Below are 19,174 nucleotides of genomic sequence, written 5' to 3'. Positions count from 1 at the left end.
CGCTCAGGCTCCCAGGCCAAGCAGGCTTTCGCACAGCCTGGGCGAGCGCAGCTTCTCCAGCCACCAGGCCAGTCCCGCGCCGGGCTTGCGCGCCTGCCAGGCATACACCACGTTCTCGTCCAGCATCACGCCGGCTTCGGTGGCGCAAGCCACCAGGCTGCCTTGCGTCAGGTAGGGCGCGGCCAGCGTCAGCGGCAGGTAGCCGCAGCCCAGCCCGCGCAGCTGCGCCTGCAGCTTGCCCTGCATGTCGGGCATCACGATCATGGGCTGCTGCCTGAGCAGGCCGCGCGTGCGCGTGGGCAGCTCGCGCGAGGTATCGGCCACTACCACCGCGCAGTGCGCCGCGATGTCGGCAGCGCCCAGCGGCTGCGGCGCGCGGGCCAGGGGATGGTGGGGCGCCACGCAGAAGGCGAACTGGGTGCGTCCCATGGCCTGCGAGCGGAAGGCGCCCGCGGGCGCGCCGGCCGCGTCCGCGCCGATCACCAGGTCGGCGCGGCCCGCCGCCAGGGCATCCCACAGGCCGCTGAGCACCTCGGTGGAAAAGCGCAGCGTGGTGCCGGGCCCGGCCGCGCGGAACTCCTCGATCACCTCGTACAGCGGCTGCCAGGGCAGCACGGCGCTGACGGCGATGCGCAGCTCCACCTCCCAGCCGGTGGCCACGCGCTTGACGCGGTAGGCCAGTTCGTCCAGCGACTGCAGCAGATGGCGCCCGTCGCGCAGCAGCACCTGGCCGGCCGGCGTCAGCTGCGCGCGATGGCCGCTGCGGTCGAACAGCAGCACGTCCAGGCCATCCTCGAGCTTGCGCATCGCATAGGTCACGGCCGAGGGCACCTTGCCCAGTTCGCGTGCCGCGCGCGCAAAGCTGCCGTGGCGGGCAATGGCATCGACCATGGCCAGCAGTTCCGGGGTGATGGGCTGCGCCATGCGGGCCTCCAGTCATTCAAATAAATTGAATGATTCCATCAAAGCGGCTCAGCCACAAGCCTTCCCCCGGACCCCACAATGCATGGCATGGAAGGAATGCGTAGGCATTTGCCGGCATTCGCAAATTTCAAAGGAGTGTTCCATGATTGCTCTGCGACGCAGCGCCGAACGCGGCCACGCCAATCACGGCTGGCTCGATACCTATCACACCTTTTCCTTCGCCAGCTACTACGATCCGGCGCACATGGGCTTCGGCCCGCTGCGGGTGATCAACGACGACCGCATCGCGGCGGGCCGCGGCTTCGGCACGCACGGCCACCGCGACATGGAGATCATCACCTACGTGCTCGAGGGCGCGGTCGCCCACAAGGACAGCCTGGGCAGCGGCTCGACCATCCTGCCCGGCGACGTGCAGCGCATGAGCGCCGGGCGCGGCGTGCTGCATTCGGAGTTCAACCCCTTGCCCGACCAGGCCACGCACCTGCTGCAGATCTGGATCGAGCCGGACGTGCAGGGCATCGAACCCGAGTACGAGGAAAAGCGCTACCCCGACGCGGAAAAGCGCGGCCGGCTGCGCCTGGTGATCTCGCCCGACGGCCAGGACGGCTCGATGCGCATCCACCAGGACGCCCGGCTCTACGTGGGCTTGTTCGACGGCCAGGAATCGGCCCGGCTGGCGCTGGCGCCCGGACGCCGCGCCTGGGTGCACGTGGCGCGCGGCCAGGTCACGGTCAATGGCCAGGCCCTGTCGGGCGGGGACGCGCTTGCGCTGACGGACGAAGCGGCGGTAGAACTGTCGCAGGGCCAGGGCGCCGAGGTGCTGGTCTTCGATCTTCCGTAAACCGCGATCCGTGCCCGTTGCCGGGCACGGGCGGCCGGCGCGGCTGCGCGCTGCCCGGCCGCGTCCCGCCCGTCCTTTCCCCCGCCCCAGGAGCCTGCCATGTCCACTTTTTCCGCCGCTTCGAACCCCGGCCCCGACGGGCTGCTGCAAACGCTGGTCGTGCCCCGCAGCAGCGACATCGGCGGCTTCGAAGTCCGCCGCGCCTTGCCCTCGGCGCAACGCCGCAGCGTCGGGCCGTTCGTCTTCCTGGACGAGATGGGTCCGGCGCTGCTGCCGGCCGGCAGCGGCCTGGACGTGCGGCCGCACCCGCACATCGGCCTGGCCACCGTCACCTACCTGTTCGACGGCGCGATCGTGCACCGCGACGGCGCCGGGCACACCCAGACCATCCTGCCCGGCGAGGTCAACTGGATGACCGCCGGGCGCGGCATCGTGCATTCGGAACGCTCCTCGCCCGAAAGCCGCGCGGCGGACCAGCGCATCTGGGGCCTGCAGATGTGGGTGGGGCTGCCGCGCGCCCACGAGGAAACCGATCCGGGTTTCGTGCATTACGACCGGCATGCCCAGCCGGTGGTCGAAGGCGAGGGCGTGCGCGCGCAGGTCGTGGCCGGCTCGCTGTTCGGCCAAACCTCGTCGGTGCGCACCCTCTCGCCGCTGTTCTACGGCGACATCGTGCTGCAGCCCGGCGCCACCGTGGTGCTGCCCGCCGAGCACGAGGAGCGCGCCGCCTACCTGGCCGAAGGCAGCGTGCAAGTCGAGGGCCAGACCCACGCCGCCGGCCGGCTGCTGGTGTTCGCGCCGGGCCGGCCGGTCACGCTGGCCAATCCCGGCAGCGCGCCGGCGCGCTTCGCGGTCGTGGGCGGCGAGCCGCTGGACGGGCCGCGCTACGTATGGTGGAACTTCGTGTCCAGCAGCAGGGAACGCATCGAGCAGGCCAAGCAGGATTGGATGCGGGATCGGTTCGGGCAGACGGTGCCGGGGGATGAAACGGAGTTCATTCCGCTGCCGCAGTAGAAGGGGCGGTTGGGTTGGTGGGGGCGTAGAGACCGCTGGCTTGACGGCCGCCGTGGCCGGTGGCAGTGGCGGGCTCATGATCGCCCGCTACTGCCCCCGGCCCCGACGGCCTTCGGAGTCGTCGATCGTCCTACCGCCGAGGGGCTTGGCCGTTCTTGCATCCTTCTCCCCGCCGGGGTGAGAGAGAAAGACTCTGCAGGGCCGTTCAAGAGGGGTTGCGCAGGCAACCCCTCTTGAACATTCGACCGCCGCTTTCGAGAGGTAGGGTGGCGAGGCAGGGCCGAAGATTTCAGTGGCAGATGACCGCCGATGGCGTGGCGTAATCGGGTGCTTCAGGCCTGCGATTGGCTGTGCAACGCCTGGCCAACGCGCAGGGATAAGACCCCAAACGACACCACGCCATCCGCGGTCATCCGCCCCTGAAATCTTCGGCCCTGCTGCGCTGCCCCACCTCTCAAAAGCGGCGGTCGAATGTTCACGAGGGGTTGCCTGCGCAACCCCTCGTGAACGGCCCTGCAAAATCTTTCTCTCCCACCCCGGCGGGGCAGAAGCATGCAAGAACGACTCCGGCCGCAGCGCCGGAACACATCTAGACCCCGCAGTCCGTCGAGGCCGGGCGGGGTGGCGGGCGATTTCTGGCGCCGGGCGCGGCGCGAGCGCGCCGCACGGCGACGGCATCGCCCGACGCCCCGACCGGCCTCGACGGACGTGTCATCCCAGAGCCCCTAACATGCCCCCAAAAATGCCCCCATAAACAAACTCAAGCCCCCCGGCTATAAGCCTGCCTGCGCTGCTCCGCCAAATCCTCCCGCCGCACGAAGTCCCGCACGAAGGCATCGGCCGGCTTGTGCCGCAGGTTATAGGGCGTATCCCATTGCGCCAGCGTCCCGCCGGACATGACCCCGATGCGGTCGGCGATGGCGAAGGCCTCGGCCTGGTTGTGGGTGACCAGGATGGCGGTATGGCCGGTGGCCTTGAGGATGTCGCGCACTTCGAAGGCCAGCCGTTCGCGCGTGTCCACGTCCAGGTTGGAGAACGGCTCGTCCAGCAGGAGCAGGTCGGGCGAGGGCGCCAGGGCGCGGGCCAGCGCCACGCGCTGCTGCTGCCCGCCGGACAGTTCGTGCGGATAGCTCTCGCCCGCGCCGGCCAGGCCCACCAGTTCCAACAATTCTTCCACCCGCCGGCGCCGGGCCGCGCGATCGAGGCGGCGCAGCCCGAAGGCGATGTTGCCCGCCACGCTCAGGTGCGGAAACAGGGCGTAGTCCTGGAACATCATGCCCACGCGCCGGCGTTCGGGTTCGACCTGCTCGTGCGGCGAGGAAAGCGTCTTGCCTCCCAGGCGGATGGCGCCGGCGCGCACCGGTTCGAACCCGGCGATGGCGCGCAGCACCGTGGTCTTGCCGCAGCCCGAGGCGCCCAGCAGGCAGCCCACGCTGCCGCCCTCGAGCGCAAGGGAAAGATCCTGCACGACCGTGCGCAAGCCCTGCGGCGTGTCGTAGCCCAGCGTCAGTCCTTCGAGCGTCAGCGTCTGCTCGGCCAGGGCCGGGGCCGAAGCAGCGGCGGGCGCGGTCCGTGGCGTCAGCGGAATGGGAGAGGCGTATTCAGGCACAGCTCAATGTCCGATCTTCAGGTTCGTGCGCGCCAGCAGGATGACCGGCAGCAAGCCGGCCAGCACGATGGCCAGCGCGGCGACCGCGCCTTCCTCGTAGGTGCCGCGGGCGGCTTCGGCGTACAGCCAGGTGGCGAGCGTGTCGAAGTTCATGGGACGCAGCAGCAGCGTGGCCGGTAGCTCCTTCATGGCATCGACGAACACCAGCAGGGCGCCGGCGGCGATGGCCGGGCGCAGCAGCGGCAGGTGCACGCGCCGCAGCGTGCCGCCGGCGGTCTCGCCCAGCAGGCGCGAAGCCTGCTCCATGGAGGCGGGAATGCGCGCCAGGCCGGCTTCGACGCTGCCGGTGGAAATGGCAAGAAAACGCATGGTGTAGGCGCAGACCAGCGCCGCGCTCGAACCCATCAGCACCAGGCCCGAAAAACCGAACAGGCTGCCCAGGGCGCGGTCCAGCAGGGTCAGCGGCGCCAGCAGGCCGATGGCCAGCACGGTGCCCGGCACCGCGTAGCCCAGGCTGGCGATGCGCGCGCACAGCCGCGCCGGATTCAAGCGCGCGCTTTCGCGCACGGTGCGCCCGGCCCAGGCAACCACCAGCCCGCACAGCACGGTCACCACCGTGGCCGCCACCGCGATCCACACCGTGTTGGCCAGGCCCGACAGCAACTGCTGCGAGACGCCGCCGACCAGGTGCAGCCGCTTGTAGGTTTCGGCCACCAGGTAGGCGGCCGGGGCCACGAAACCGACCAGCACCGGGATCGCGCCCAGGCCGGCGGCCAGCCAGGCGCTCGCCCCGCGCAGGCGCTGCGGCTGCATGGGCCGCATGCGCTGCACGTTGGCAAAGCGCTGGCGCTTGCGCCCGTGGCGCTCGAGCAGGATCAGGCCCACCACCAGCAGCAGCATGGTCAGGGCGATCTGCGCGGCGCCGGCCAGGTCCGAACGCGTGACCCAGGTGGTGTAGACCGACACGGTCAGCGTCTGCACGCCCAGGAATTCGGAGGCGCCGATGTCGTTGAGCGTCTCGAGCAGCGCCAGGCTCACGCCCACGGCGATGGCCGGGCGCGCCAGGGGCAGGGCCACCCGGAAGAACACGCCGGCGCGCCCGGCGCCCAGCGTGCGGCCGGCCTCGAGCAGGCTGGCGGCCTGGGTCATGAACATGACGCGCGTGCTCAGGTATACGTAGGGATAGAGCACGAAACCCAGCACGAAGATCGCCCCCTGCAGCGAACGCAGGTCGGGCAGGCGGAACTGGCGCGGGCTGTCAAAGCCCAGCGCGGTGCGCAGCGCCGTCTGGATGGGGCCGATGGGATGCAGCAGGTCCAGGTAGGCGAAGGCGATGATATAGGTGGGCACCGCCAGCGGCAGCAGCAGGGCCCAGGTCAGCATGCGCCGGCCCGGGAAATCGTAGGCCGTGACCAGCCAGGCGCTGCCGGTGCCCAGCAGGGTCACCAGCACGCCGACCCCGGTCAGCAGCATCAGGGTATTGAGCGCGGCCTGCGGCAGGACGTTGCGGGCCAGATGGGCCCAATGGGCCAGGTCCGAGTCGAGCGCGGCGGTGGCCAGCGAAACCAGCGGCGCCAGCACGGCCAGCGCGATCAGCATGGCCGCAATGAGCCAACCCCGGCCGGCGCCGGGGTTGCGCAGCCAGGCCAGGCGCAAGGGCAGGGTAGCGGAGTGCATCGAAGGGGCGCCGCGCCCGGGGGCGGCTTACCCCCGGACAGCGGACGGGCTCAGTTGTCGAAGCCCACCTTGTCGACCAGCTCGCTGGCCTGCTTGCGGTGCTTGGCGATCTCGGTCAGGGGCAGCGGATCGACCTTGAGCGGGCCGAAGCTCTCGACCACGGCATCGAGCTTGACGCCGCTGCGCACCGGATACTCGTAGTTGGCGCGGGCGTAAAGCGCCTGGGCCTGTTCGGACACCAGGTATTCGAGCAGCTTGACGGCATTGTCCTTGTTGGGCGCATGGGCGGCCACCGCGGCGCCGCTCACGTTCACGTGCGTGCCGCCGCTTTTCTCGCTGGCGAAGGTGGGCCGGATGACCTTGATGGCGTCGCCCCACTTGCGTGCGTCGGTGCCCGGCTCGGCGTTCTTCATGTGGCCCACGTAGTAGGCGTTGGCGATGCCGATGTCGCAGATGCCGCCCAGGATGTCGCGCGCCACGTCGCGATCGCCGCCGGCGGCCTTGCGGGCCTGGTTGGCCTTGACGCCGCGCAGCCACTTCTCGGCGGCCTCGGGGCCGTCATGAGCGATCAGCGCGGCCACCAGCGCGGTGTTGTAGGGGTGCTGGCCCGAGCGGATGCAGACCTTGCCCTTCCATTTGGGATCGGCCAGCTCCTCGTAGGTGAACTGCTCGATCGGCAGGTCCTTTTCCGCGTACAGCACGCGGTCGCGCAGCGACAGGGCATACCAGTGGCCGTCGCTGCCGCGCAGGTTGGCCGGGATGACCGCTTCGAGCGTCTCGGACTTGATCGGCTGGGTCACGCCGGCGCCGACCAGGTCGATCAGGTTGCCGATGTCCACCGTCATCAGCACGTCGGCCGGCGATTTGTCGCCTTCGGCGCGCACCCGCTCGAGCAGCCCGTCCTTGACGAACACCGTGTTGACCTTGATGCCGCTGTCCTTGGTGAAGGCCTCGAGCAGGGGCTGGATGAGCTTGGGCTCGCGGGTGGTGTAGAGGCTGACCTCGCCGGCGGCGAAGGCCTGGGCCGAGAAGGCGGCGGCGCCGGCCAGGGCCAGCGTGCGCAGCAGGGGCAGGACAGAGGAAGGCTTGGCAATCATGATGGGCTCCAACCTTGGACGGCGGGCGCGGCAGTCGGGGGCGGGCCGCGCCTGACTGACAACGCCAGCGGTTCTTGTTACGCTAACGAAAACCATTATCAAATGAGCGGCGAGCATAACAGGGGTGCGCCTTACATTCAACTGAAACACGAGACGCGGCCAGGGGCATTGCGCACCAGGGGTATTGCGGGCAGCTCATGGCTGGCCTTATGGCAGGGCGCAATAAGGTTATGCGGTTTTAATGAGAACATTTATCAACAAGGGCGCTAGAATAATGGGTTTGACCCGCAACAGCCGGGTTGCCCATCAACCGGCGCTGCGCGCCGCAACATCTACCCGCGAACCCGATGGCTGCTTTTAACACCGAGCGCGTGCTGAGCGTTCACCACTGGAACGACACGCTGTTCTCCTTCAAGACCACCCGCGACGCGGGGCTGCGCTTTCACAACGGCCACTTCGTGATGATAGGCCTGGAGGTCGACGGCAAGCCGCTGATGCGCGCCTACAGCATCGCCAGCGCCAACTACGAGGAAAACCTCGAATTCCTGAGCATCAAGGTGCAGGACGGCCCGCTGACCTCGCGGCTGCAGCACCTGAAAGAGGGCGACGCCATCCTGGTGAGCAAAAAGCCCGTGGGCACGCTGGTGGTGGACGACCTCACGCCGGGCAAGCACCTGTACCTGTTCGGCACGGGCACGGGCCTGGCGCCGTTCATGAGCATCATCAAGGACCCCGAGGTCTACGAGCGCTTCGAGAAGGTCGTGCTGCTGCACGGCGTGCGCTGGGTCAGCGAACTGGCCTATGCCGACTACATCCAGAACGAGCTGCCCGCCAACGAGCATTTCGGCGACCTGGTGCGCGAGAAGCTGATCTACTATCCCACGGTCACGCGCGAGCCTTTCCGCAACCAGGGGCGCATCACCGAGCTGGTCGAAAGCGGCAAGCTGTTCGCCGACATCGGGCTGCCGCCGCTCGATCCCGAGACCGACCGGGCCATGATCTGCGGCAGCCCCCACATGCTGGCCGACATCAGCGCCATGCTGGACGCGCGCGGCTTCGTGGTCTCGCCCGGCACCGGGCAGCCCGGCCATTACGTGGTCGAGCGCGCCTTCGTCGAAAAATAGGCGCGCGGGGCCGCGGGCCCCGCCCTGCGGGACGATGACGGAAACTTATTGCCCGATGCGGCACTGTCATTGTTCCTGCCCTGCGCTTTTCCGTAGATTAGCGTCTGGGCCGGCACGCAATCCGGCGTGCCCGGCGCAGCACGATAACCAGGAAAGGAGACACGCATGGCATTGATCCAATACCTGACGCAGGTGCAGTTCGGCTATGGAGCCCTGCAGACGCTGGGCCAGGAGCTCGAGCGCCTGGGCATCGGCCGTCCGCTGGTGGTCACCGACACGGGCGTGCGCCGCGCCGGGCTGCTGCAGGCCTTGCACGAGGCCCTGCCGCAGGCGGATCCGGCCGCGGTCTTCGACGCCACTCCGCCCAACCCCAACGAGCAGGCGGTACGCCTGGCCGAGCGCCAGTACCGCGAGGGCGGCCACGACGGCATCGTGGCGCTGGGCGGCGGCTCTTCCATAGACCTGGCCAAGGGGCTGGCCGTGTGCGCCACCCACGAAGGGCCGCTCAAGTCCTTTGCCGCCATCGAAGGCGGGCAGGCCCGCATCACGGCCGCCACCGCGCCCGTGGTCGCCATCCCCACCACCGCCGGCACCGGCAGCGAAGTCGGCCGAGGCGCGATCCTGATCCTGGACGACGGCCGCAAGGTGGGCGTGCTGTCGCCGCACCTCATTCCCAAGGCGGCGATCTGCGATCCGGCGCTTACGCTGGGCCTGCCGCCCATGCTGACGGCGGCGACCGGGATGGACGCCATCGCGCATTGCATGGAAACCTTCATGTCGCCGGCCTTCAACCCGCCGGCCGACGGCATCGCCCTGGACGGCCTGCGGCGCGCCTGGGCGCACATCGGCACGGCCACGGCGCAGCCGCAGGACCGCCAGGCCCGGCTCAACATGATGAGCGCCTCGATGCAGGGCGCCATGGCTTTCCAGAAGGGCCTGGGTTGCGTGCACAGCCTGAGCCACGCCCTGGGCGGGCTGGACCCGCGCCTGCATCACGGCACGCTCAATGCGATCCTGCTGCCGGCGGTGATCGCCTTCAACGCCCAGGCGCCCAGCATGCGCGAGGAGGACAAGCTGGCCCGCATGGCGCAGGCCATGGCGCTGCCGGACGCAGGCGCCGGCGCGCTGGCCCAGGCGGTGCGGGCGCGCACCGCCGAACTGGGGCTGCCCACCCGGCTGAGCGAAGTGGGCGTGACCGAGGACATGTTCGCCGACATCGTGCGCGGGGCGCTGGCCGACCATAGCCACCGGACCAATCCGCGCCAGGCCAGCGCCCAGGACTACCTGGATATGCTGGCCCGTTCGCTATAGGCATTGCGCATGCGGCTGCACGGCCGCATGCGGCCCGCTTACTCGGGTTGGATGCCGGCCGACTTGATGATCCGCCCCCACTTCTTGGATTCCTCGGCCTGGAAGGCTGCCAGTTCCTGCGGCGTGGAGGTTTCCTTGGCGGTACCGGTCTGCCGGTAGAACGACTCGGCGGCCTTGGAGTCGGCGGCCTTGCGCAGCAGCTCATGCAGGCGTGCCACCACCGGCTCGGGCGTGCCGGCCGGCGCATAGGCGGCGAACCAGTAGCCCATCTCGTAGCCCGGCACCCCGGCTTCGGCGATGGTGGGAATCTCTGGCGCCAGGGCAGAGCGCTCGCTGCCGGTGACGCCCAGCGCGCGCAGCTTGCCGGCGCTCACCTGCGGCAGGCCGGTGGCCGTGTCGGTGATCATGGTGTCGATCTGGCCGCCCAGCAGGTCGGTAATGCCCAGCGGATTGCTCTTGTAGGGCACGTGCAACAACTCGATGCCCGCCATCTGCTGCAGCAGTTCGCCGGCGATGCGGCTGCTGGAGCTGCCGCTGCCGAAGCTGAGCCTGCCCGGCTGCTTCCTGGCCTGCTCGATGAATTCGCCCACCGTCTTGGCCGGCGCGTCGGGGTGCACCACCATGATCTGGCCGCCCTTGCCCAGCAGGGTGATGGGCGCGAAGTCCTTGACCGGGTCGTAGGCCAGGGACTTGTACAGGTGCTCGTTGGCCGCGTGCGTGGTGTTGGTCGTGATCAGCACCGTATAGCCGTCGGGCGCGGCGCGGGCGGCGGTCTGCGCGCCGATCATCGCGCTGGCCCCGGGCCGGTTCTCGATCACCACGGGCTGGCCGGTCTGCTCGGTCACGCCCTGGCCGATCGCGCGCCCGATCTGGTCGGTGGCGCTGCCGGCGGCAAAGGGCACGATGAAGGTAATGGGTTTGTTGGGGAAATCCTGCGCCAGGGCAGGGGCGCACAGCGCGGCGCCCAGCGTCAGGGCGGCGAACAGGCGGGTGCGGGAAAACAGGGGCATGGCAGTCTCCTTTGTTGGTTTGCCGCCGGGCAAGCCCGCGGCGTTTGGCTTGCAGGGGATAAGGTCGTTTCAGCCCGGGGCCGGGGCCAGATCGGGCAGGCGGCCGGCCAGCTCCGGCCGGACCGGCACCGTCATCTCCAGCAGGTGGAAAGACAGGGCCTTGCCGTGGGCATCCAGGTTCAGCGCGTCGTTCACGCCGCCGTCCAGGGCCCGCTCGATCACCAGGTTCATGGCCTGCAGGCCGGGCAGCAGGTAGCGCGTCACGCGGCTGGGCGCGCGATAGGCGAACCAGCTGGCCACGCGCGCCTCGGTGACCTCGCGCACCAGCACCTCGTAGGCCTCGGGGCTCCAGGCGACCAGGCTCATGTTCGATACGTCGCCCTTGTCGCCGGTGCGGCTGTGCGCCAGGCGCCAGAGCGGCACCTGCACGGCCGCATCGGCCGGCTTGTCCGGGGAGATCTCTTGCATCGGCGACTCCTCAATCCAGCATCGTCCAGCGGGCCGGCACGGCCTCGCGGGCGATGGTGCAGGAAACCATGTTCAGCCGCGGCCGCAGCGCCGTGCGCACGCCGCCGCCGCCGGCCGGACCGCAGGTGTACAGGGCGGTGACCTCGCGCAGCACCCGTTCGGCCAGCGCGCGATCGGCGTGGCTGGCGGCCACGCGCAGCCGCACGTCGCGCGCATCGCCCGGCCCGCGCGCGGCGGCCAGGCTGCCGGCATCGTCGTCGAGCACGCTGGTCACGCCGATCAGGTCCAGCCGCAGCGCCAGCGCCGGGCCGATGCGCTTGCGCACGATCTCGCCGGCCAGGCGTGCCCGCGCCTCGGCCTGCAGCCCCGCATAGGAGATCTCGGCCTCGGCCAGCCAGCCGCCGCGATGGCACAGGTTGACCTTGAGTTCATCGGGACGGGGGTGCCCGCGCACGCCGTGCACCTGCACGCGGTCCGGGCCGGTCTGCACGGCGCGGGCCTGGCTCAGGTCCGCCACCACGTCCGGGGTCAGGTAGCGGGCCGGGTCGTGCACCTCGTAAAGCAGCTGCTCCTTGACGGTGCGCAGGTCCACGCAGCCGCCCGTGCCGTCGGCCTTGCCGATCTCCATGGCGCCGTCGGCCTGCAGCGAGAGAACCGGATACCCGGCGGCATGCAGGTCCGGCACTTCCTTCAGGCCCGGCACGCAGAAATAGCCGCCGGTCACCTGCAGGCCGCATTCGAGCAGGTGGCCGGCGATGGTGGCCCGGCCCAGCCTGTCCCAGTCGTCCAGCGACCAGCCGAAATGGGCCAGGGCAGGGCCCACGGCCAGCGAGGGATCGGCCACGCGGCCGGCCACGACGATCTGCGCGCCGGCCTGCAGGGCCTGGGCGATCTGCCCGGCGCCCAGGTAGGCGGTGGCGCTGACGATATCCAGGCTGTCGTAGAACGACGCTCCCAGCCGTTCACGCAGCAGGGCGCGCTGGTGCGGCGCATCCAGCGCATCGCCCTCTATCACCGCGATGCGCGGCGCCGGCAGGCCCTGCTCGCGGGCCAGCTGCGCGATGCGCCGTGCCGCGCCGGCCGGATTGGCCGCGCCGAAATTGCTGACGATGCGGATGCCGTGCGCCACGCAGCGCCCCAGCACCGGTCCCACCAGCTCGTCCAGCAGCGGCTCGTAGCCGGCCTGGGGATCGCGATCGCGCGCCAGCTGCGCCAGCGCGAGCGTGCGCTCGGCCAGCGTCTCGAAGATCAGGGTGCCGCCGCCGCGGGCGATCAGGGTATCGACCACGGCGCTGGCGCCGTCGGTACGGTCCCCCGAGAAACCCGCGGCGCAGCCGATATGCAGGGCAGTCTGCATGACTTGCTTGCGTCTCCGTCGTTATAGGGCGGCCCGCCGGGCGGGCCTGTTGCGACGGACTATAGGGGGCGGCGCAATGATAAGTAAAATAGAAATAAAAGATGGATTGATAGAAAACCAGGATGAATCTATCCACCCGCCAACTGCGCGCCTTCATCGCCCTGGCCGACGAGCGCCACTTCACGCGCGCGGCCCGGCGCTGCCATTTGACCCAGCCGGCCTTCAGCGCCTTGATCCGCGGCATCGAGGAGGAGGCGGGCGTGCGGCTTTTTCATCGCAGCACCCGGCACGTGGAGCTCACCCCCGAAGGCCAGGTGCTCGATGCCTCGGCACGCCGGCTGCTGGCCGATTTCGACCTGGTCGCCGAAGACCTGCAGGACTACGCCGCCAAGCGGCGCGGCCACGTGGCGGTGGCGGCGCTGCCGTCGCTGGCGGCCGGCTGGCTGCCGGCCATCCTGGCCGACTTCCGCAGCCGGCATCCGGGCATCGCCATGCAGTTGCGCGACGCGCTGCTGGACGCCTGCCTGGACATGGTGCAGCAGGGCACCGTCGACTTCGCGGTGGCCGCCCGGCGCGCCGACATGACCGGCCTGGACAGCCAGTTCCTGCAGGCCGACCGCTATCACCTGGTCTGCCCGCAGGACCACCCGCTGGCGCGGGCCCGGCGCCTGCGGCTGCAGGACGTGCTGGACCATCCCATGATCCAGCTGGCGCGCAGTAGCAGCGTGCGGCAGGTGCTCGAGCAAGCCGCCGGCGCGCCGCTGCCCGCGCCGGTCCTCGAGGTCGAGCACCTGGCCACCGTCACGGGACTGGTGCAGGCCGGCCTGGGCGTGAGCGTGGTGCCGGCCATGACGCTGTTCCATTTCCGCCGTCCCGGGCTGGCCATCCGGCCCTTGGGCGGCAAGGGGCTGGCCCGGCCGCTGTACCTGGTCAAGCGGCGCGGCCGCACGCTCTCGGTGGCCGCCCAGGCGCTGTACGACGAACTGCTGCGCCGGCGCGCGGAACTGGAGGCCGCGGCATAAGGACACCGCCCGGGCGGCGGGCCTGCCCCGGCCGCACCGCCCGGGCGCGGCAAGGCTTTCTCTATGGGCTATTGCTGATTACACTTCGATAGTCGTTTCTAAACCGCAGGAAACCAGGACTACGCCCATGAGCAAAAAGATCATCCACACCGACGCCGCTCCCGCCGCCGTCGGCCCCTATTCGCAAGCGGTGGCCGCCAGCGGCCAGACGGTGTTCCTTTCGGGCCAGATCGGCCTGGAGCCGGGCACCGGCGAGCTGGTTTCCGAGAACTTCGACGCGCAGGTGCGCCAGGCCTTCGCCAACATGCAGGCCGTCATCGCGGCGGCCGGCGGCACCACCGCCAACATCGTCAAGCTGACCCTGTTCCTGACCGACCTGTCCAAGTTCGCCGCGGCCAACGCCATCATGGCCGAGGTGATTCCCGAGCCATACCCGGCGCGCTCGACCATCGGGGTGGCCAGCCTGCCCAAGGGCGCCCAGTTCGAGGTCGAAGCGGTCCTGGTGCTCTAGCGCTTGCGTAGCGCGTCCGGCCGGATCCGCCCGTCCATGTCTGCCACGGCCGCCGGCCGCAAGCCCCGCGCCCCCGCCGGCACGTCCGCCGCGGGCACGTCCGAGGCCGCCGCCAAACCCGGGGCGGCCGGCAAGTCCGCCGCGGCTGGCAAGTCCCAGGCCGCGGCCGGCCACGAACGGCGCCTGAAGGCGCTGGGGCTGGAGACGCCCATGGATTTCGTGCTGCACCTGCCCTTGCGCTACGAGGACGAGACGCGGGTGGTGCCCATCGGCCAGCTGCATCCGGGCATGAGCGCCCAGGTGCAGGGCGAGATCCTGCGCAGCGAGGTGCTGTACCGCCCGCGCCGGCAGCTGACCGCCGTGCTGGCCGACGAAACCGGCGAGCTGCAGCTGCGCTGGCTCAATTTCTATCCCAGCCAGCAAAAGCAGGTCAGCCCGGGCGCGCGGCTGCGCGCCCGCGGCGAGGTGCGCGGCGGCCTGTTCGGCCGCGAAATGGTGCATCCGCGCCTGAGCCGCGCCGACGCGCCGCTGGCTACCTCTCTGACGCCCGTCTACCCCAGCACCGAGGGCCTGCCCCAGCCGGTGCTGCGGCGCGCCGTGGCCCAGGCCCTGGCGCAGGTGGCCTGGGACGACACCTTGCCCGAAGCGCTGCGCCAGCGCTATGGCCTGATGGATTTCGAGCAGGCCTTGCGGACCCTGCATACCCCGCCCGCCGCGGTGTCGGGCTACACGCTGGGCGAGGCGGATCATCCGGCCTGGAACCGCATCAAGTTCGACGAGCTGCTGGCCCAGCAGCTCTCGCTGGCCGCCGCGCGGGCGGCGCGCCGGCGCAAGCGCGCCGAGCCGCTGCCGCCCGATGACAGCGAGCAGGGGCTGGTGCGGCGCCTGTACCGGGCCCTGCCTTTTGCGCTGACCGGTGCGCAGGCGCGCGTGGTCCAGGAGATCTCCCAGGACCTGGGGCGCGACTTTCCCATGCATCGCCTGCTGCAAGGCGACGTGGGCAGCGGCAAGACGGTGGTGGCCGCCCTGGCCGCCGCACAGGCCGTGGCCAACGGTGCGCAAGTGGCGCTGATGGCGCCCACCGAGATCCTGGCCGAGCAGCATTTCCGCAAGCTGGGCGACTGGCTCGAGCCGCTGGGCGTGCAGGTGGCCTGGCTGACGGGCAGCCTGTCGGCCCGGGCGCGCAAGGCCGCGCTGGCCGCGGCCCAGGACGGCGGCGCCCAGCTGGTGGTGGGCACGCAGGCGGTGATCCAGGAACACGTGCGGTTTCACCGGCTCGGGCTGGTCATCGTCGACGAGCAGCATCGTTTCGGCGTGGGCCAGCGCCTGGCCCTGAGCAAGAAGGGCGAAGGCCAGGACGAGCACGTGCCGCACCAGTTGAACATGAGCGCCACGCCCATCCCGCGCACGCTGGCCATGACCTTCTTTGCCGACCTGGACGTGTCGGTGATCGACGAACTGCCGCCGGGCCGCACGCCGGTGGTCACCAAGCTGGCCGAGGACGGCCGGCGCGGCGAAGTCATCGCGCTGGTGGCCCAGGAAGTGCGGCGCGGGCGCCAGGCCTACTGGGTCTGTCCGCTGGTCGAGGAAAGCGAGGCGCTGCAGCTGCAGACGGCCGTCGATACCTGGGAGGCGCTGCGCCAGAGCCTGCCGGACCTGCGCATCGGCCTGGTGCACGGGCGCCTGCCGCAAGCGGACAAGGCCCAGGTGATGCAGTCCTTTCGCGACGGCGCGCTGGACCTGCTGGTGGCCACCACCGTCATCGAGGTCGGGGTGGACGTGCCCAACGCCTCGATGATGGTCATCGAGCACGCCGAACGCTTCGGCCTGGCGCAGCTGCACCAGTTGCGCGGCCGGGTGGGGCGCGGCAGCGCCGCCTCGTTCTGCGTGCTGCTCTACCAGACCCCGCTCTCGCCCCTGGCGCGCGAGCGCCTGCGGGCCATGTTCGAGACGGCGGACGGCTTCGAGATCGCCCGCCGCGACCTGGCCCAGCGCGGCCCCGGCGAATTCCTGGGCACGCGCCAGTCCGGCATGGCGCTGCTGCGATTCGCCGACCCCGAGGCCGACGCGGCGCTGGCCGAGCAGGCGCGCGAGGCCGCCGACTGGCTGCGCAGCCACGACCGCCAGGCGGCCCAGGCCCACCTGGCGCGCTGGATGCGCGGCCGCGAAGAATTCCTCAGGACCTAGCCGCGCCGGCCCCGGCCGCCGCACTGCACGGAAGACATGCCATGACGCTCACCGAACTGAAATACATCGTCGCCGTCGCCCGCGAACGGCACTTCGGCCGCGCGGCCGAAGCCTGTTTCGTCAGCCAGCCCACCTTGTCGGTGGCCATCCGCAAGCTCGAGGACGAACTGGGCGTGACGCTGTTCGAGCGCGGCGGCACCGAAGTGGGCGTCACCCCCATCGGCCAGCGCGTGGTCGCGCAGGCGCAAAAGGTGCTGGAGGAAAGCGCCAATCTCAAGGAGATCGCGCGCCAGGGCCACGACCCGTTGGCCGGCCCCTTGCGCGTGGGCGTGATCCACACCATCGGGCCCTACCTGCTGCCGCGCCTGGTGCCCACGCAGATCGCCCGCACGCCGCAGATGCCGCTGCTGCTGCAGGAGAACTTCACCGTGCGCCTGGTCGAGCTGCTGCGCCAGGGCGAGATCGACTGCGCCATCATGGCGCTGCCGCTGCCCGAGGCCGGGCTGGTCACGCGGCCGCTGTACGACGAACCCTTCATGGTGGCGGTGCCGCGCGAGCATCCCTGGGCCGCCCAGAAGGAGATCGATGCGCAGGCGCTCAAGCAGGAGACCATGCTGCTGCTGGGCAGCGGCCATTGCTTTCGCGACCAGGTGCTGGAGGTCTGTCCGGAGCTCTCGCGCTTTTCGGCGGCCAGCGACGGCATCCAGCGCACCTTCGAAGGCTCGTCGCTGGAGACCATCCGCCACATGGTGGCCGCGGGCATCGGCGTGACCGTCATGCCCGTGACCTCGGTGCCCCGCGAGCCCGGGAAAGATCCTTTGCTCAAGTACATTCCCTTCGCCAGCCCGGTGCCCGACCGGCGCGTGGTGCTGGCCTGGCGCAAGAGCTTTCCGCGGCTGGCGGCCATCGAGGCGCTGTCGGCCGCGGTGTTCGCCTGCGGCCTGGAAGGCGTGCGCATGCTGGCCGAGGAAAAAGTGGCCTTGCAAAGCGATTGAAGCGGGCGGACCTGGCAGGCGGGCGGCTTGATATGGAACAATCCTATCGTCCGGCTGGCCTTCCGGCGTGGCCGCGCCGTCCCGGCACGGTGTATTCTTATCCCACGCTGTTTTCCTCACAGGAGAAAAAACATGGCCAAAGCCTCCAAGTCCAAGGCCCCCAAGAGCGACCAGTCGGTGCCGCGCATCAACATCGGCATTCCCGAGGCCGCCCGCGCCGCCATCGCGGCCGAGCTGTCCAAGACCCTGGCCGATTCGTACACCTTGTACCTGATGACGCACAATTTCCACTGGAACGTGACGGGCCCGCTGTTCAACACGCTGCATGCCATGTTCATGACGCAGTACACCGAGGAATGGAACGCGCTGGACGACATCGCCGAGCGCATCCGCGCGCTGGGCCACTACGCGCCGGGCACCTACCGCGAGTACGCGCAGCTCTCGTCCATCGCCGAGCCCGAGGGCATTCCCGACGCGCTCGAGATGGTGCGCCTGCTGGTCAAGGGCAACGAAGCCGTGGCCCAGACCGCGCGCAACGCCTTCACCAAGGCCGACGAAGCCAACGACCAGCCCACCGCCGACCTGCTGACGCAGCGGCTGGACGTGCACGAAAAGAACGCCTGGATGCTGCGCAGCCTGCTGCAATGATCCCCTGGGCGGCGCCGGGCCCTCAGGCCAGCGCCGCCTTCAGGCAGGCCAGCGTCTGGTCGAACTGCGCCGGTTCGTGCTCGCACGAAATAAAAAAGCGCAGGCGCGCCGAGTTCTCCGGCACGGCGGGGTACAGGATGGGCTGCACGTTGATGCCCTGGTCGAACAGCGCGGCCGACAGCCGCGCGGCCCGGGCCGAGCCGCCGACAATCGCCGGAACCACGGCATGGCCGGTGCTGGCGCCGGTATCGATGCCCAGCGCCCGGGCCTTGTCCAGAAAGCTGCGGCCCAGCGCCTGCAGCCGCGCCACGCGCTCGGGCAGGGCCTGCATCCGGCGCAGCGCCGCCAGCGAGGCGGCCGCAACGGGCGGGGGCATGCCCACGCTGTACAGAAACCCCGGCGCCAGGCATTTCAGGTGCTCGACCAGCACGCTCGGGCCGGCGATGTAGCCGCCGCAGCCGGCCAGCGCCTTGCTCAGCGTTCCCATCCAGATATCGACGTCGCTGCCGGCCAGCCCAAAATGCTCGCGGATGCCGTAGCCGCGCCGGCCCATCACGCCCAGCGAATGCGCCTCGTCCACCATCAGCAAGGCCTGGTGGCGCCGCTTGACCTCGATGAAGCGGGGCAGGTCGGGATAGTCGCCGTCCATGCTGTAGATGCCCTCGAGCACGATCAGCACGCGCTGGAACTGGCCGCGCCGCTCGCGCAGCAGCTGGTCCAGCGCCTGCCAGTCGTTGTGCGCAAAGGACAGGCGGTGCGCGCCCGACAGCTGCACGCCCTGCAGCACGCTGTTGTGGATCAGCTCGTCGTGCACGACTAGGTCGCGGCTGCCAAACAGGTAGCCGATGGTCGATACGTTGGTGGCATGCCCGCTGACGAAGGTGACGGCGTCCTCGACCTCGTAGAGCTCGGCCAGCGCGCGCTCCAGTTCGCGGTGCACCGGCCGTTCGCCCGAGACCAGGCGGCTGGCCGATACCGAGGTGCCGTAGCGGTCGATGGCGTCCTTGGCCGCCTGCGCCACCACCGGATCGCCCGACATGCCCAGGTAGTTGTAGCTGGCGTAGTTGATGTACCGCCGCTGGCCGATCTGCGTGCCGGCGCCGGCCGTGCCCTCGTGCAGCTTGAAAAACGGGCTGGGCACGCCCAGGCGCGCCGCGCCCTCGTTCAGGATGCGCAGCTGCTGGTAGCCCGGGTGCGTATCGAAGCGGGTGTACTCCTCGGGCACCCGGCCGCCCGCCTGCGCGGCCGGCGCCAGCGCGGGCGCAGGGGCCTCGGCCTGCCTGAGCTTGCGGGCCAGGGCCTGCTGGATCAGCTTTTGCTTCAGGCCCGCGCTCAGGCCGGGCAGGCCGCTTTTCTTGTCGTTCACGATAGGGGGCAAC

Annotated in this window: 17 protein-coding genes; 9 read left to right on the top strand and 8 right to left on the bottom strand. The window is 70.2% G+C overall.

Features of this window, described 5'->3' with window-relative positions; all coding sequences use genetic code 11:
* Window positions 1–3: 3 nt before the first annotated feature.
* Entirely contained in the window at window positions 4–924 is a 921-nt protein-coding gene (locus V8Z80_RS00465; protein WP_155195572.1) for a LysR family transcriptional regulator, read from the bottom strand.
* A 142-nt stretch (window positions 925–1,066) separates the two neighbouring features.
* On the opposite strand from V8Z80_RS00465, the gene V8Z80_RS00460 reads away from it, so the two are divergent.
* The gene (locus V8Z80_RS00460; RefSeq protein WP_155195573.1) at window positions 1,067–1,765 is read left to right on the top strand and encodes a pirin family protein; all 699 of its coding nucleotides are present in this window, start codon (window positions 1,067–1,069) and stop codon (window positions 1,763–1,765) included.
* A 99-nt stretch (window positions 1,766–1,864) separates the two neighbouring features.
* Entirely contained in the window at window positions 1,865–2,779 is a 915-nt protein-coding gene (locus V8Z80_RS00455; RefSeq protein ID WP_336060664.1) for a pirin family protein, read from the top strand.
* A 760-nt stretch (window positions 2,780–3,539) separates the two neighbouring features.
* Here the strand turns inward: V8Z80_RS00455 and V8Z80_RS00450 are convergent.
* The 3 genes from V8Z80_RS00450 to V8Z80_RS00440 all read right to left on the bottom strand — a co-directional run bounded on the left by V8Z80_RS00450 (window position 3,540) and on the right by V8Z80_RS00440 (window position 7,162).
* Complete coding sequence (locus tag V8Z80_RS00450; protein ID WP_442951921.1) at window positions 3,540–4,304, bottom strand: ABC transporter ATP-binding protein; 765 nt, start codon at window positions 4,302–4,304, stop codon at window positions 3,540–3,542.
* Window positions 4,305–4,391: 87 nt separating this feature from the next.
* The gene (locus V8Z80_RS00445; RefSeq protein ID WP_336060663.1) at window positions 4,392–6,065 is read right to left on the bottom strand and encodes an ABC transporter permease; all 1,674 of its coding nucleotides are present in this window, start codon (window positions 6,063–6,065) and stop codon (window positions 4,392–4,394) included.
* A 50-nt stretch (window positions 6,066–6,115) separates the two neighbouring features.
* Window positions 6,116–7,162 carry a Fe(3+) ABC transporter substrate-binding protein gene (locus V8Z80_RS00440; protein WP_336060662.1) on the bottom strand — a complete coding sequence of 349 codons (1,047 nt, stop codon included), beginning with the start codon at window positions 7,160–7,162 and terminating at the stop codon, window positions 6,116–6,118.
* 347 nt (window positions 7,163–7,509) lie between these two features.
* Between V8Z80_RS00440 and V8Z80_RS00435 the strand changes: the two genes are divergently transcribed.
* Both V8Z80_RS00435 and V8Z80_RS00430 read left to right on the top strand, forming a co-directional pair.
* Window positions 7,510–8,286, top strand: coding sequence for a ferredoxin--NADP reductase (locus V8Z80_RS00435; RefSeq protein WP_155193779.1), 777 nt, complete (start codon window positions 7,510–7,512; stop codon window positions 8,284–8,286).
* 165 nt (window positions 8,287–8,451) lie between these two features.
* Window positions 8,452–9,597, top strand: coding sequence for an iron-containing alcohol dehydrogenase (locus V8Z80_RS00430; protein ID WP_155193778.1), 1,146 nt, complete (start codon window positions 8,452–8,454; stop codon window positions 9,595–9,597).
* 38 nt (window positions 9,598–9,635) lie between these two features.
* Here V8Z80_RS00430 and V8Z80_RS00425 read toward each other — a convergent pair whose 3' ends face one another.
* From V8Z80_RS00425 to V8Z80_RS00415, 3 genes are all read right to left on the bottom strand, one after another.
* Complete coding sequence (locus V8Z80_RS00425; RefSeq protein ID WP_336060661.1) at window positions 9,636–10,607, bottom strand: Bug family tripartite tricarboxylate transporter substrate binding protein; 972 nt, start codon at window positions 10,605–10,607, stop codon at window positions 9,636–9,638.
* 69 nt (window positions 10,608–10,676) lie between these two features.
* Window positions 10,677–11,075: an AtuA-related protein gene (locus V8Z80_RS00420; protein WP_155193775.1), complete on the bottom strand. Its 399-nt coding sequence runs from the start codon at window positions 11,073–11,075 to the stop codon at window positions 10,677–10,679.
* Window positions 11,076–11,085: 10 nt separating this feature from the next.
* Window positions 11,086–12,432 carry an acyclic terpene utilization AtuA family protein gene (locus tag V8Z80_RS00415; protein WP_336060660.1) on the bottom strand — a complete coding sequence of 449 codons (1,347 nt, stop codon included), beginning with the start codon at window positions 12,430–12,432 and terminating at the stop codon, window positions 11,086–11,088.
* A gap of 122 nt (window positions 12,433–12,554) precedes the next feature.
* Between V8Z80_RS00415 and V8Z80_RS00410 the strand changes: the two genes are divergently transcribed.
* The 5 genes from V8Z80_RS00410 (at window position 12,555) to V8Z80_RS00390 (ending at window position 17,795) form a co-directional block, all read left to right on the top strand.
* Complete coding sequence (locus V8Z80_RS00410) at window positions 12,555–13,454, top strand: LysR family transcriptional regulator (protein ID WP_336060658.1); 900 nt, start codon at window positions 12,555–12,557, stop codon at window positions 13,452–13,454.
* A gap of 127 nt (window positions 13,455–13,581) precedes the next feature.
* A complete protein-coding gene (locus V8Z80_RS00405) occupies window positions 13,582–13,965 on the top strand; it encodes a Rid family detoxifying hydrolase (RefSeq protein WP_155193769.1) in 384 nt (127 codons plus the stop codon).
* 36 nt (window positions 13,966–14,001) lie between these two features.
* Complete coding sequence (gene recG / locus V8Z80_RS00400) at window positions 14,002–16,152, top strand: ATP-dependent DNA helicase RecG (RefSeq protein ID WP_336060657.1); 2,151 nt, start codon at window positions 14,002–14,004, stop codon at window positions 16,150–16,152.
* Window positions 16,153–16,193: 41 nt separating this feature from the next.
* Entirely contained in the window at window positions 16,194–17,147 is a 954-nt protein-coding gene (locus V8Z80_RS00395; RefSeq protein ID WP_155193766.1) for a LysR substrate-binding domain-containing protein, read from the top strand.
* A gap of 132 nt (window positions 17,148–17,279) precedes the next feature.
* Window positions 17,280–17,795, top strand: a complete 516-nt coding sequence (locus tag V8Z80_RS00390; protein WP_155193764.1) for a Dps family protein — start codon at window positions 17,280–17,282, stop codon at window positions 17,793–17,795.
* Between the two features lie 22 nt (window positions 17,796–17,817).
* Here the strand turns inward: V8Z80_RS00390 and V8Z80_RS00385 are convergent, their stop codons facing one another.
* Complete coding sequence (locus V8Z80_RS00385; RefSeq protein ID WP_336060656.1) at window positions 17,818–19,161, bottom strand: aminotransferase class I/II-fold pyridoxal phosphate-dependent enzyme; 1,344 nt, start codon at window positions 19,159–19,161, stop codon at window positions 17,818–17,820.
* Window positions 19,162–19,174 lie beyond the last annotated feature (13 nt).

The sequence above is a fragment of the Orrella sp. JC864 genome (assembly GCF_037026685.1).
In the GTDB taxonomy this organism is placed as follows: domain Bacteria; phylum Pseudomonadota; class Gammaproteobacteria; order Burkholderiales; family Burkholderiaceae_B; genus Orrella.
Note: the sequence above shows the minus strand (reverse complement) of the source record. Positions and strands in the feature narration are given on the sequence as shown.